Source organism: Burkholderia sp. BCC1999 (assembly GCF_905339975.1).
Classification (GTDB): Bacteria; Pseudomonadota; Gammaproteobacteria; order Burkholderiales; family Burkholderiaceae; genus Burkholderia.
Genome location: NZ_CAJPHP010000020.1, coordinates 55,978 through 69,544, shown reverse-complemented (window position 1 = coordinate 69,544; position 13,567 = coordinate 55,978). Strand labels below are relative to the sequence as shown.

The 13,567-nt window shown below is 67.6% G+C and carries 12 protein-coding genes; 9 read left to right on the top strand and 3 right to left on the bottom strand.

The window, feature by feature from the left end; translation table 11 throughout:
- Positions 1–109 precede the first annotated feature (109 nt).
- Entirely contained in the window at positions 110–496 is a 387-nt protein-coding gene (locus tag U5809_RS26030) for a hypothetical protein (RefSeq protein ID WP_322088612.1), read from the top strand.
- Positions 497–507: 11 nt separating this feature from the next.
- The gene (locus tag U5809_RS26025; RefSeq protein WP_322088663.1) at positions 508–978 is read left to right on the top strand and encodes an NUDIX hydrolase; all 471 of its coding nucleotides are present in this window, start codon (positions 508–510) and stop codon (positions 976–978) included.
- Between the two features lie 130 nt (positions 979–1,108).
- Here the strand turns inward: U5809_RS26025 and U5809_RS26020 are convergent, their stop codons facing one another.
- Positions 1,109–2,818 (bottom strand): glutamine--tRNA ligase/YqeY domain fusion protein, encoded by a 1,710-nt coding sequence (locus U5809_RS26020; protein ID WP_322088611.1) that lies wholly within the window; start codon positions 2,816–2,818, stop codon positions 1,109–1,111.
- 253 nt (positions 2,819–3,071) lie between these two features.
- Here U5809_RS26020 and U5809_RS26015 point away from each other — a divergent pair, with 253 nt between their 5' ends.
- Together U5809_RS26015 and U5809_RS26010 are read left to right on the top strand one after the other, a co-directional pair.
- Positions 3,072–3,281, top strand: coding sequence for an ornithine acetyltransferase (locus tag U5809_RS26015; RefSeq protein WP_006497729.1), 210 nt, complete (start codon positions 3,072–3,074; stop codon positions 3,279–3,281).
- Positions 3,282–3,471: 190 nt separating this feature from the next.
- Entirely contained in the window at positions 3,472–4,020 is a 549-nt protein-coding gene (locus tag U5809_RS26010) for an alpha/beta hydrolase (protein WP_322088610.1), read from the top strand.
- A gap of 32 nt (positions 4,021–4,052) precedes the next feature.
- Here U5809_RS26010 and U5809_RS26005 read toward each other — a convergent pair whose 3' ends face one another.
- Entirely contained in the window at positions 4,053–5,273 is a 1,221-nt protein-coding gene (locus tag U5809_RS26005; protein WP_176047104.1) for a CaiB/BaiF CoA transferase family protein, read from the bottom strand.
- A 253-nt stretch (positions 5,274–5,526) separates the two neighbouring features.
- Here U5809_RS26005 and alaS point away from each other — a divergent pair, with 253 nt between their 5' ends.
- Positions 5,527–8,151: an alanine--tRNA ligase gene (gene alaS, locus U5809_RS26000; protein ID WP_322088609.1), complete on the top strand. Its 2,625-nt coding sequence runs from the start codon at positions 5,527–5,529 to the stop codon at positions 8,149–8,151.
- A 131-nt stretch (positions 8,152–8,282) separates the two neighbouring features.
- On the opposite strand, the gene U5809_RS25995 is transcribed toward alaS, so the two are convergent.
- Entirely contained in the window at positions 8,283–9,197 is a 915-nt protein-coding gene (locus tag U5809_RS25995; RefSeq protein ID WP_322088608.1) for a LysR family transcriptional regulator, read from the bottom strand.
- Positions 9,198–9,320: 123 nt separating this feature from the next.
- On the opposite strand from U5809_RS25995, the gene U5809_RS25990 reads away from it, so the two are divergent.
- From U5809_RS25990 to U5809_RS25975, 4 genes are all read left to right on the top strand, one after another.
- Entirely contained in the window at positions 9,321–10,583 is a 1,263-nt protein-coding gene (locus U5809_RS25990) for a YbfB/YjiJ family MFS transporter (RefSeq protein WP_322088607.1), read from the top strand.
- A 297-nt stretch (positions 10,584–10,880) separates the two neighbouring features.
- Positions 10,881–12,545 (top strand): ShlB/FhaC/HecB family hemolysin secretion/activation protein, encoded by a 1,665-nt coding sequence (locus U5809_RS25985; RefSeq protein WP_322088606.1) that lies wholly within the window; start codon positions 10,881–10,883, stop codon positions 12,543–12,545.
- Between the two features lie 76 nt (positions 12,546–12,621).
- Positions 12,622–12,771 (top strand): hypothetical protein, encoded by a 150-nt coding sequence (locus tag U5809_RS25980; RefSeq protein WP_322088605.1) that lies wholly within the window; start codon positions 12,622–12,624, stop codon positions 12,769–12,771.
- Between the two features lie 146 nt (positions 12,772–12,917).
- Entirely contained in the window at positions 12,918–13,454 is a 537-nt protein-coding gene (locus U5809_RS25975; protein WP_096470705.1) for an NUDIX domain-containing protein, read from the top strand.
- Positions 13,455–13,567 lie beyond the last annotated feature (113 nt).

Genomic DNA, 13,567 nt, shown 5'->3' with positions numbered 1-13,567 from the left:
CCACGCATGCTATGCTCGCTCGCTAACGGGCGCGGTGCGAGCCGGAGGGCCGGCCCCCGGTTCGCCGGCCTGCACTGCGCCGTTCGATCGAACATCCAAGGAGAACAACATGTCGATGCGTGCATCCCTTTCCGTCGTCACGCGTGTGCTGGCCGGCGCCGCGTGCGCAGCCGCGATGCTGCCCGCCCACGCGCAGAACAACCTGAACTTCCTGAGCGACACGCCGCTCAGCTACTTCAGCAAGACCGACCGCGCGTCGCTCGCGAAGGCCGCCGCGCAGGTGCGCGACGAAGGCAAGGACGGCGAGACCACGACGTGGCAGAGCAGCGGCCGCGGCACGCAGATCGATGCGAAGCTCACGCCGTCGACGTCCGAGAGCGACGGCAAGACCTGCCGCGAAATCGCCACCGAAATCACCGCGAAGGGCCAGACGATGACGCTCAAGCCCGTCTACTGCAAGACGGCCGCGGGCAAGTGGCAGCTGCAGAAGCGCTGAGCACGCGTGTGATGAGGCGGGGCGGCGCGCCGCGCACGGTGTCGTGCGGCGTCGTGATCCTCGATGCGGCCGGTCGCGTGTTCCTCGCGCACGCGACGGATACCTCGCACTGGGACATCCCGAAGGGGCAGGGCGAGCCTGGCGAGACGCCGGTCGACGCCGCGCTGCGCGAGCTGCTGGAGGAAACCGGCATCGAATTCGCGCCGGCGAGGCTGCTCGATCTCGGTCGCTTTGCGTACCGGCACGACAAGGACCTGCACCTGTTCGCGGTGCGGGTGGCCGAAGGCGAGATCGATCCCGCGCACTGCACGTGCACGTCGCTGTTCCCGAGCCGTCGCGACGGCTCGATGATTCCCGAGATGGATGCGTACCGCTGGACCGCGCCGGGCGACATCGACGCGTATGCGAGCCGCAGCCTCGCGCGGCTGTTTCGCACGAAGCTGTCGCTGGTGGAGCTGCATCGGCGGTTGTCGGGCGGGTGAACAGGCGGGGCCGCATTCGTGGCCGTGTTCCGCTTCGATGCATGCAATAAAAAAACCGGCCTCGAGCCGGTTTTTTCATGGTCACGCGACGGTGGCTGTCGAAGCCGCCCGCCACGTGCGGAGCGGGCCGTCAGGCCGGCTTGCCCCAGCTGTCGCGCAGCCCGACGATCCGGTTGAACACCGGCTTGCCCGGCTTCGAATCGACACGGTCGGCAACAAAGTAGCCGTGGCGCTCGAACTGCAGGCGCGTTTCCGGTGCGATGTCGCCGTTGCCTGGCTCCAGATAAGCCTGCACGATCTTCTTCGAATCGGGATTCAGCGCTTCGAGGAAGTTCGCGCCGCCGGCGTCCGGGTGCGGCTCCTTGAACAGGCGGTCGTAGATCCGCACTTCGGCCGGTTGCGCATGCTTCGCGCTGACCCAGTGGATGTTGCCCTTGACCTTGTACGTGTTCGCGCCTTCCGTGCCCGACTTGCTGTCCGGGAAGTAGTTGCAGTGCACGGCCGTCACGTTGCCGTCGGCGTCCTTGTCGAAGCCCGTGCATTCGATCACGTAGCCGTAGCGCAGGCGCACCTTGTTGCCCGGGAACAGGCGGAAATAGCCCTTCGGCGGGTTCTCGACGAAATCCTCGCGCTCGATCCACAGCTCGCGCGAGATCGGGAACGTGCGCACGCCGCGATCGGGGTGATGCGGATGCACGGGCGCCGTGCATGCTTCCTCGAGGTCTTCCGGATAGTTGTCGATCACGAGCTTCAGCGGATCGAGCACCGCGACCGTGCGCGCGGCCTTGTCGTCGAGGTCGTCGCGCAGCGCGCCTTCGAAGATGCTCATGTCGATCCACGAATCGATCTTGGTTACGCCGATCCGTTCGCAGAACAGGTGAATGCTCTCCGGCGTGAAGCCGCGACGGCGCACGCCGACGATCGTCGGCATCCGCGGGTCGTCCCAGCCGTCGACGTGACCTTCGGTGACGAGCTGCAGCAGCTTGCGCTTGCTGGTGATCGCGTACGTGAGGTTCAGGCGCGAGAATTCGATCTGTTGCGGCAGCGGGCGCGTGAACATGCCGGCTTCCGCGAGTTCGTTCAGCACCCAGTCGTACAGCGGGCGGTGATCTTCGAATTCGAGCGTGCACAGCGAATGCGTGATGCCTTCGAGCGCATCCGAGATGCAGTGCGTGTAGTCGTACATCGGATACACGCACCACGCGTCGCCGGTGCGATAGTGGTGCGCGTAGCGGATCCGGTAGATCACCGGGTCGCGCATGTTCATGTTCGGCGAAGCCATGTCGATCTTCGCGCGCAGCACGTGCTCGCCTTCCTTGAACTCGCCGGCCTTCATGCGGCGGAACAGGTCGAGGTTTTCTTCCGGCGTGCGCTCGCGGAACGGCGACGGCTTGCCGCCTTCCGTCAGCGAGCCGCGGTTCGCGCGCATTTCATCGGCGCTCTGGCTGTCGACATACGCCTTGCCGCGCTTGATCAGCAGCTCGGCGAACTCGTACAGCTTGTCGTAGTAGTCGCTCGCGAAATACTGATGATCGACCGCGTCCTTGCGCCAGTCGAAACCGAGCCAGCGCACCGCGTCGACGATCGAGTCGACGTACTCGACGCTTTCCTTTTCCGGGTTCGTGTCGTCGAAGCGCAGGTGGCACACGCCGCCGTAGTCGCGCGCGACGCTGAAGTTCAGACAGATGCTCTTCGCATGGCCGATGTGCAGATAGCCGTTCGGCTCGGGCGGGAAGCGTGTCTCGACGCGGCCGCCCCATTTGCCGGTGCGGTTGTCGTCGTCGATGATGTTGCGGATGAAATTGGAAGCCGCGGGGGCGTCGTTGCGTTCGGTGCTCATGCGGTTGGCGTCAGGTTGTGTCGGCGCGTCGCGCCGGTTTAATCCTGTAATTCTACCTGACCGGGGTCCGTCCCGCGCGGCTTGCGGGTCCGGCACCGTGCGTTCGCGCTGCGTACCGCAATATATCGAGTGTGTGTCGGCTGTAACACGACGTAAATCGGATTGCCCGCGCCGTTCGGGTTTTCCTATGATGGCTTTACCGATACAACGCCGCCATTCGTATTTTTTTCCGGGCGGAAGGAAGCCAATAACCATGATGAAGAAGACCACCTTTCTCGTTCGCACCGCGGTGATCGTCGCGGCCCTGTCGCAACTCGGCGCATGCGCGATGACGCATACGCAACGTAATGCCGGTATCGGCGCGGCCGCAGGCGGCGCGCTCGGCTACCTGATCACGGGCGGCCCGGTCGGCACCGTCGCCGGTGCGGCGGCAGGCGGCCTGGTCGGCGCCGGCGTACGCTGATCGAGGCCGGCGGGCGCCCGCGACGCGGGTGCCGCTGAACGCCGGCCGATCGTGACGCCGGTCCGAACGCGTCACGACCCGCATGAATTTCACGCACATCCCCGGTTTTTGACAGGCAGCATCAGGGAGAGGAGGGTGTGCGACACTTCGTCGACGCCACATCACGATTCCAATCGTCGACGAATCCTCCATGAGCGACCCCTTCGTTTTCGTCCTGCCGGGCTACGGCAATTCCGGCCCGCTTCACTGGCAGAGCCGCTGGGAGCGTGCCGACGCGCGCTTTTCGCGAATCGCCATGCCCGACTGGGACCGCGCGTTCCGCAACGGCTGGTGTCTCGCGCTCGACCGTGCGGTCGAAGCCGCGCGCGGCCCCGTACTGATTGCCGGCCACAGCCTCGGCACGCTGACCACCGCATGGTGGGCGACGCGCTATGCGCGCCCGGCCGCGCTCGCGAAAGTACGCGGTGCGCTGCTCGTCGCGTTGCCCGATCCCGCCGGGCCGGCGTTTCCGGCCGACGCGCACGGCTTCGGCCCGGTGCCGCATGAGCGGCTGCCATTTCCGACTTGCGTCGTCGCGAGCAGCGACGACCCGTACGGTTCGCTCGCGTTCGCGCGCGGTTGCGCGCACGCGTGGGGCAGTGAATTCCGCGAGATCGGCCCGCGCGGCCACATCAACGCGGACAGCGGGCTCGGCGACTGGCCGGCCGCCCAAGGCTGGCTCGACGCGCTCGCGCGGTAGGCGGGCGAGCGCCACCACGCGAGCCTGACGCGTCAGATCGCCTGTTTCGCCTTCAGCGCGGCAATCCGCGCATCGTCGTAACCGAGCATGTCGCGCAGCACGTCGTCGGTCTGCGCGCCGAGCAGCGGCGGGGCCGTGCGCGCGTCGGGCGGCGTCGCGCTCATCCGGATCGGGTTGCGTACGAGCTTCACGTCCGCGCCGCACGGGTGCGGCAGCGACACCTGCATCCCGCGCGCGACCACCTGCTCGTTGTCGAACACTTCGTCGAGATCGTTGATCGGCCCGCACGGCACGCCGGCCGCTTCGAGCACGGCGATCCAGTCGGCCTTGCCGCGCGCCTTCACCATCTCCGCGAGGATCGGCACCAGCGTGTCGCGATGGCGCACGCGCGACGGGTTCGTCGCGAAGCGCTCGTCGTCGGCCAGTTCGGGCCGGCCGCCGGCCTCGACGAACTTGCGGAACTGCCCGTCGTTGCCGACCGCGACGATGATCCAGCCGTCGCTCGTCTGGAACGTCTGGTACGGCACGATGTTCGGATGCGCGTTGCCCCAGCGCACCGGCGGCTTGCCGCTCGCGAGGAAGTTGGTGTTCATGTTCGCGAGCAGCGCGACCTGCACGTCGAGCAGCGCCATGTCGATGTACTGGCCTTCGCCCGTCCGGTCGCGGTGCGCGAGCGCGGCAAGCACGGCGATCGTCGAATAGAGGCCCGTCGCGAGATCGGCGATCGCGACGCCGGCCTTCTGCGGGCCGCCGCCCGGCTCGCCGTCGCGCTCGCCGGTGATGCTCATGAAGCCGCCGATCCCCTGCACGATGAAGTCGTAGCCCGCACGGTGCGCGTACGGGCCCGTCTGGCCGAAGCCGGTGACCGAGCAATAGACGAGATCGGGCTTCACTGCGCGCAGCGAGTCGTAATCGAGCCCGTATTTCTTCAACTGGCCGACCTTGTAGTTCTCGAGCACGACGTCGCTTTGCGCGGCGAGTTCCCGCACGATCTGCTGGCCTTCGGGCGTCGCGATGTCGATCGTTACCGAGCGCTTGTTGCGGTTCGCCGCGAGGTAGTACGCGGCCTCGGCGGTATCCGCGCCGTCCGCGTCCTTCAGGTACGGCGGCCCCCAGTGACGCGTGTCGTCGCCGGCGCCGGGGCGCTCGACCTTGATCACGTCCGCGCCGAAATCGGCGAGCGTCTGCGCGCACCACGGGCCCGCGAGCACGCGGGTGAGATCCAGCACGCGGATATGGCTCAGGGCACCCATCGTCGAATTGTCTCCTTTCATGGCTGGCCTGCCTTGTCAGGCAAGGCCGATTGGCATGCCGAGCATCTTAAGGCGAATCGGCCGTCCGGGTGGCCCACCCGGCCCGTCCGGAGGGCCGAGCCGCTTTGCCGGCGCTTTGCCCGGAAGCCGGCCCCGATCCCGTATAATCGATCGTTTCCGAATCCATGCCGTCGCGCGCCCGTCAAGGGCGCCGGCGTTTGAAGCCGTCTTTGCCAGACTGTCCCCGCACGCCATGAAAGCTGCCGAAATCCGCGAGAAATTCCTCAAATTCTTCGAATCGAAGGGCCACACGATCGTCCGATCGTCGAGCCTCGTGCCCGGTAACGACCCCACGCTGATGTTCACGAACTCGGGCATGGTCCAGTTCAAGGACGTGTTCCTCGGCACGGATCCGCGCCCGTACTCGCGCGCCACGACGGCGCAGCGCAGCGTGCGGGCGGGCGGCAAGCACAACGACCTCGAGAACGTCGGCTACACGGCGCGCCACCACACGTTCTTCGAGATGCTCGGCAACTTCTCGTTCGGCGACTACTTCAAGCACGACGCGATCAAGTTCGCATGGGAGCTGCTGACCACGGTCTACCAGCTGCCGAAGGACAAGCTGTGGGTGACCGTCTACCAGGAAGACGACGAGGCGTACGACATCTGGGCGAAGGAAGTCGGCGTGCCGACCGAGCGCATCATCCGCATCGGCGACAACAAGGGCGCGCGCTACGCGTCGGACAACTTCTGGACGATGGGCGATACGGGCCCGTGCGGCCCGTGTACCGAAATCTTCTACGACCACGGCCCGGACGTGTGGGGCGGCCCGCCGGGATCGCCTGAAGAAGACGGCGACCGCTACATCGAGATCTGGAACCTCGTGTTCATGCAGTTCAACCGCGACGCGCAGGGCAACATGACGCGCCTGCCGAAGCAGTCGGTCGACACCGGCATGGGCCTCGAGCGCCTCGCCGCGGTGCTGCAGCACGTGCACAGCAACTATGAGATCGACCTGTTCCAGAACCTGATCAAGGCCGCCGCACGCGTGACCGAGATCAGCGACCTCACGAACAACTCGCTGAAGGTGATCGCCGATCACATCCGCGCGTGCTCGTTCCTGATCGTCGACGGCGTGATCCCCGGCAACGAAGGCCGCGGCTACGTGCTGCGCCGGATCGTGCGCCGCGCGATCCGCCACGGCTACAAGCTCGGCCGCAAGGGTTCGTTCTTCCACAAGCTGGTGGCCGACCTCGTTGCCGAGATGGGCGTCGCGTATCCCGAGCTGAAGGAAGCCGAACAGCGCGTGACCGACGTGCTGCGCCAGGAAGAAGAGCGCTTCTTCGAGACGATCGAGCACGGCATGTCGATCCTCGAAGCCGCGCTGGCCGATGTCGAGGCGAAGGGCGGCAAGGTGCTCGACGGCGAACTCGCGTTCAAGCTGCACGATACCTACGGCTTCCCGCTCGACCTCACGGCCGACGTGTGCCGCGAACGCGGGATGACGGTCGACGAGCCGGCATTCGACGACGCGATGGCGCGCCAGCGCGAGCAGGCGCGCGCGGCCGGCAAGTTCAAGGCCGCGCAGGGCCTCGAATACACGGGCGCGAAGACCACGTTCCACGGCTACGAGGAAATCGCGTTCGACGACGCGAAGATCGTTGCGCTGTACGTCGACGGCTCGTCGGTCAACGAAGTGAAGACCGGCCAGGATGCGGTCGTCGTGCTCGACCACACGCCGTTCTACGCGGAATCGGGCGGCCAGGTCGGCGACCAGGGCGTGCTCGCGAACGCCGCGACGCGCTTCGCGGTGGCCGACACGCTGAAGGTGCAGGCCGACGTGATCGGCCATCACGGCACGCTGGAGCAGGGCACGCTGAAGGTCGGCGACGTGCTGCGCGCGGAAATCGACGCGCATCGCCGCGCCCGCACGCAGCGCAACCACTCGGCTACTCACCTGATGCACAAGGCGCTGCGCGAAGTGCTCGGCGCGCACGTGCAGCAGAAGGGTTCGCTGGTCGACGCGGAAAAGACCCGTTTCGACTTCGCGCACAACGCGCCGATGACCGACGACGAAATCCGTCGTGTCGAGCAGATCGTCAACAACGAGATCCTGGCCAACGCGCCGGGCATCGTGCGCGTGATGCCGTACGACGAAGCGGTGAAGGGCGGCGCGATGGCGCTGTTCGGCGAGAAGTACGGCGACGAAGTGCGCGTGCTCGACCTCGGTTTCTCGCGTGAACTGTGCGGCGGCACGCACGTGAGCCGCAGCGGCGACATCGGCTTCTTCAAGATCGTCGTCGAAGGCGGCGTCGCGGCCGGCATCCGCCGTGTCGAGGCGATCACCGGCGACAACGCGGTGCGCTACGTGCAGGAACTCGACGCGCGCGTGAACGAAGCAGCGGCCGCGCTGAAGGCGCAGCCGTCGGAACTCACGCAGCGTATCGCGCAGGTGCAGGACCAGGTGAAGTCGCTCGAGAAGGAGCTGGGCGCGCTGAAGTCGAAGCTCGCGTCGAGCCAGGGCGACGAGCTCGCGCAGCAGGCCATCGAAATCGGCGGCGTGTACGTGCTGGCCGCGACGCTCGACGGCGCCGACGCGAAGACGCTGCGCGAAACGGTCGACAAACTGAAGGACAAGCTGAAGAGCGCGGCGATCGTGCTGGCGGCCGTCGAAGGCGGCAAGGTCAGCCTGATTGCAGGCGTCACGCCGGACGCGAGCAAGAAGGTCAAGGCCGGCGAGCTCGTGAACTTCGTCGCGCAGCAGGTCGGCGGCAAGGGCGGCGGCCGTCCGGACATGGCGCAGGCAGGCGGCACCGAGCCGGCCAACCTGCCGGGCGCGCTGGCCGGCGTGAAGGGCTGGGTCGAAGAGCGGCTCTGATCGTCACGTCATCGATGCGGTGCCGTTTCACTGACGGCATCGCATGAGTTAAAAGACGACCCGATCGGCGGATGCCGGTCGGGTCGTTTCGTTTGTGCGCGTCGATCGATGCGGCGACGCGTGAACACGGGTCAGGCCGTCGCGGTCACCGTCGGCTTCGCCTCGTCGGCAGGCCGCTGCACGGCCTCCGTGAGCGCATCGCGCAGCGCGGCGAGGGCAGCCGACGCGTACCCCTGCCGCCACGCGAGCAGCGTGTCGATGCCCTCCAGTTCGGGGATGACGTGCGCGGCAATGTTGCCGGTCTCGGGCTGCAAATCGAGCACCGAACGCGGCGCGACCGCAACGCCCGCACCGGCCGCGACACACGCGACGATCGCGTGATACGAGCCGAGTTCGAGCACGCGCGCCGGCTTCACGCCATGCGCCGCATACCACCGCTCGACGTACTTGCGATACGTGCAGCCACGCTCGAACGCGATCAGCGTCGGCAGGATCACGTCACGCGGCGTGCGTACCGGCGGATGGCCGCGCGGTGTCAGCAGCACGAGATTCTCGCGGAAGATCGGCACCGTCTCGAACGTGTCGGGCAACGTGCCCGGCTCGGGCGGGCGCGCGAACAGCGCGGCATCGATCTCGAAGTCGCGCACCCGGTCGATCAGCCAGCCCGTCGTGCCAGTCTGCAGTTCGAGCGACACATCGGGCCATGCGTGGTGATAGTGCGCGAGTATGGTCGGCAGCCGGCTCGCGGCCGTGCTTTCCATCGTGCCGAGCCGCAGCCGGCCGCGCGGCGTGTCCTCGCGCACGGCGTCGCGCGCCTCGTCGGCGAGCGCGAGCAGGCGCTCCGCATACGGCAGCAGCGTGTGCCCGGCCGGCGTCAGCACCAGCCGGCGGCCGTCGCGCACGAACAGCGCCGCACCGAGTTCCTCCTCGAGCTGCTTGATACGCGTCGTGACGTTCGACTGCACGCGATTGAGCTTGGCCGCCGCACGCGTCACGCCGTTCTCGCGCACGACTGCCCGGAATATCGCCAGCGCGGCCAGGTCCATGATTCTCTCCAAGGGATGAGTCGATTCTCAATTATTCATTTTTCGAGAATGTTTGGTCAAGCTACGATGGAAGCACTCCGATTCCCGATCCGGCCGGCGCGCTGAGTGCCGACCGCTGCCGCCATGTCCCGCTTCGATGCCCCGACCGCCGCTGCCGGCGTGCTTTCGTCAGATCAGGCCGACCGTCGTGCCCGCGCGGCCGCGCTGGCCTGCATGATCGGTCTCGCCGTCGTGCTCGGCGTCGGCCGCTTCGCGTTCACGCCGTTGTTGCCGCTGATGCTGGCCGACGGCTCGATCGGCCTGAAGGCGGGCGGCTGGCTCGCATCGGCGAACTACGCGGGTTACTTCGCCGGCGCGGTCAGTTGCGCGGCGCTGCGCGTCGCGCCTGCGCGGATGGTCCGCTTCGGGCTCGTGGCCACCGTGCTGCTGACGGCCGCGATGGGCGTCGGCCACCTGCTGCCGGTGTGGCTCGCGGTGCGCTTCGTCGCGGGCGTCGTCAGCGCGTGGACGTTCGTGTTCGTGTCGCAGTGGGGATTGCGGCGTCTGGTCGAGCTGCATGCGCCGGAGTGGAGCGGCGTGATCTACGCGGGGCCCGGTGTCGGCATCGTGCTGACGGGGCTGATCGGCAGCGCGCTGGCCGGTCAGCGGGCGGCGTCGGGCTGGCTGGGCTTCGCGGCGCTGTCGGCCGTGCTGTCGGTTGCGATCTGGCGCACGTTCGGCACGGCGCCGGCGCAAGCGGCACCGCCATCCGTCGCCGCGCCGCATGCGGCCGCCGGCGCGACGGCAGCGTCGACGGCACCGGCTTCCGGCACGCGAAGCCGTCGCACGGACGCCGCGTGGCTCGTCGCGCTGTACGGGGCGCCGGGTTTCGGCTACATCATCACCGCGACGTTCCTGCCGGTGATCGCGCGCGCCGCGCTGCCGGCCGGCTCGCCGTGGCCCGACCTGTTCTGGCCGATGTTCGGCGCAGCGCTGATCGTCGGCGCGATTTCGGCCGCGCGGCTGCCCGGGCACTGGGACAACCGGTTGCTGCTGGCGGCCGGCTGCGCGACCCAGGCACTCGGCATCGTGGCCGGGATCGTGTGGCCGAACGCGGCCGGGTTCTCGGTCGGCAGTGCGTTGCTCGGCCTGCCGTTCACCGCGATCACGCTGTTCGCGATGCGCGAGGCGCGACGCCTGCACGGCGAGCGCGCGGCCGGGCTGATGGGCTATGCGACCGCGTCGTACGGGATCGGGCAGATTCTGGGGCCGCTCGTCGCGGCGCCGCTGGTTGCGCGGTACGCATCGTTTACGCCGGTACTGTGGCTCGCAGCCGCGGTGCTGATGGTTGGCGCGGGGGGCTTTGCGGTGAACGCCGGCGCAAGCCGGTGTCGAACGGAAAAGTGAATAGGACTGCGATGGTTCTATCTGAGCCAGCCGATACACGTCTCAAATTGAACGAAAAACGCTGCGCAGATTTCGTACTTGATCTACATACACACAGACTATCCATCTGTAGCATGCCGCGGATCATTTGATTGCCGAAGCGTGTTCGGCATTTCGACTCGGGTAGTGTGACGCATGTGGGTAGATCTAGTTGGAATCGCGGTCCGTCGCCGGGGCGATATCGGCCGCTGTCCTGTTGCCGGCTCCCGCGCGGCTAGCGGGTGTGGCGAGGGTATTGAGGGCCGCGGCATCCCGCGCATGGCCGTGGGCGTCGGCCGTGCGATGTGCATGTCGCTGTTGTGCGGAACGGGCGCCGCGAGCCTGCCCGGGCATGCGTATGCGCAGGCACCGAACGCCGGAGCCGCGATACGCGACGTCGAAACGTCACGGCCGAATCTGCCGCCGGAAGCCGCGCCCGATCTCGAGATCGTCCCGTCCGGCGCCGCCGCACAGCCGCTACCCGAAACCGGGCCTCGCGTTCTGGTACGCACGTTCGAGATCGGCGGCAATACCGTGTTCGACGACGCAACGCTGCAGGCATGCGTTGCCGATCTGACCGGCGAGATGCTGGGCTTCGCCGACCTGCAGCGTGCGGCCGAGCGGATCACCACCTACTATCGCGAGCGCGGCTACGTGCTCGCGCGTGCCTATCTTCCGAAGCAGGAGATCGATGGCGGCGTCGTGCGTATCGAAGTCGTCGAAGGGCGCTACGGCCGCATCGAGATCCAGAACCATTCCCGCGTATTCGATGCCGTGCTGCGTCAGCCGCTCGCCGCATTGCGAGCGGGCGATGTCGTGCACGGCTCCAGTCTGGAGCGCAGCCTGTTGCTGGTCGACGATCTGGCGGGTGTCGGCGCGCGCGGCACGCTGCGCCCCGGCGAGGCGCCCGGCACGACCGATCTCGTCGTCGACACCGAGCGCGGGGCGCCTGCGTCCGGATCGCTCGAATTCGACAACTTCGGCGACGTGGCGACGGGGCGGTATCGCATCGGCGGCAGTGTCGACGTCAACGCGCCGTTGCGTCTCGGCGATCGTCTGAGCCTGCGCGGGCTCGTCAGCAACGAGCGGCAACGTTATTACCGCGCCGGCTATCAGGTGCCGGTCGGGCCGGCGTCGACGCGCGTCGTCGTCGCCTATTCGTCGCTGCATTACCGGCTTGCCGGGCGCTTTTCCGACCTCGAGGCGAGTGGGCGCGCGAGCGTGCAGACCGTCTACGTCGCGCAACCGATCGTGCGTGCGCGCAATCTCGGCCTGACCGCACAGGTTCAGTACGAGAACAAGAACCTGCATGACGAATACCGCGTCTTTTCGCAGCGCAACGACAAGAACGTCGGCTTGTGGACATTCGGGCTCAGCGGGAACAGCCAGGATGGCTGGATGGGCGGCGGCCGCAACGGGTTCTCCGTGATGTTCGGCATCGGGCGCTTGCGCAGCAACGATGCGTTGAAAGCGAACGCGCTGACGAAGGCGATCGGCAGCTTCACGAAGCTGAACCTGAACGTGCAGCGCATTCAGGCCGTGGGCGGCCGGTTCCAGGTGTATGCGCAGGCCAGTGCGCAGCTTGCGTCGCGCAATCTCGATTCATCGGAGAAATTCAGCCTCGGCGGCCCATACGGTGTGCGCGCCTACGCGCTCGGCGCCGGTAGCGGCGATCAGGGCTGGCAGGCCAGCGCGGAGTTGCGTTATCTCGCCGCGCCGGGATGGCAGGTCAGCACATTTGTCGACGCGGGTTACGTGCAGCTCAACCGGCATCCGTGGACACATGAGCGCAACAAGCAACATTTGCAGTCGGCGGGATTGAGCGCGAACTGGTACGGCACGAATCGTCAGGTCACGCTGACGGCTGCATTGCCGCTCGGCGGGGGAGGCGATTCGCCGACCCGTGCGCCGGGTATGTGGGTTCAGGCCGCGCGGTACTTCTGAGCGTGCTGATCGCCGCCCGTCTTGGAAGGACGCGCATGCGCACAACTGCGGCCTGCTGAAGGCGGACGGCGGCGAGGTGCTGATGACGGCGCGGGCGGCGAACGGGTTGCTGAACGCGGTGGTGAACAACAGCGGGACGATCGAGGCGCACGGGCTGGATGCGCGCGACGGGAAGATCGTGCTGGACGGCGGTCGATGGCGGCGAGCGGTGCGAAGGCAGCGATGACGGTCAACGCGGCGGCCACGCGGGCGTCCGTTCGAACGGGCGGCGGCTGGCCGCCGGCAAACTCGCTAGAATGAAGCCTTTCCCGCGCCGAGCGGGTGCGCGGGCAGCCGGGAGGCGGCCGTCCGGCGCTCGCCAGATCCTCACCGATGACCACCGCCGACTACCGCTTTTGCCCGCGCTGCGCGAGCCCGCTGACCGAGCGCGCCGATCCCGACCATGAAGGCGGCCGCATTCGCCAGGCTTGCCCCGACGACACCTGCGGCTATGTGCACTGGAACAACCCGCTGCCCGTCGTTGCCGCGATCGTCGAACTCGACGGCAAGATCCTGCTCGCACGCAACGCGGCCTGGCCCGAGGGGATGTTCGCGCTGATCACCGGTTTCCTTGAAAACGGCGAAACGCCCGAGGACGGCATCGCGCGCGAGGTGTTCGAGGAAACGGCGCTGAAGGCCGAGCACGTGTCGCTCGTCGGCGTCTACGAATTCATCCGCAAGAACGAGCTGATCATCGCGTACCACGTGCGTGCGTCGGGCACGGTCGCGCTGTCGCCGGAACTGCTCGAATACCGGCTCGTCGATCCGCCGCTGCTGCGCCCATGGCGCGCCGGCACGGGCGTCGCGCTCGCCGACTGGATGCGTGCGCGCGGCCTCGATTTCGAGTTCGTCGACCGGCCGGGCCAGTGACGGGCCGGCCTGCCCGCAGGGTGTCATCCGCCGCGCCGCGAGCGATCGCGACGCGGCGTTCCGCTTTTCGCCCGCGTGCCGTGCCGCACGGCCGCCGCGCGTCGTCCTCGTCG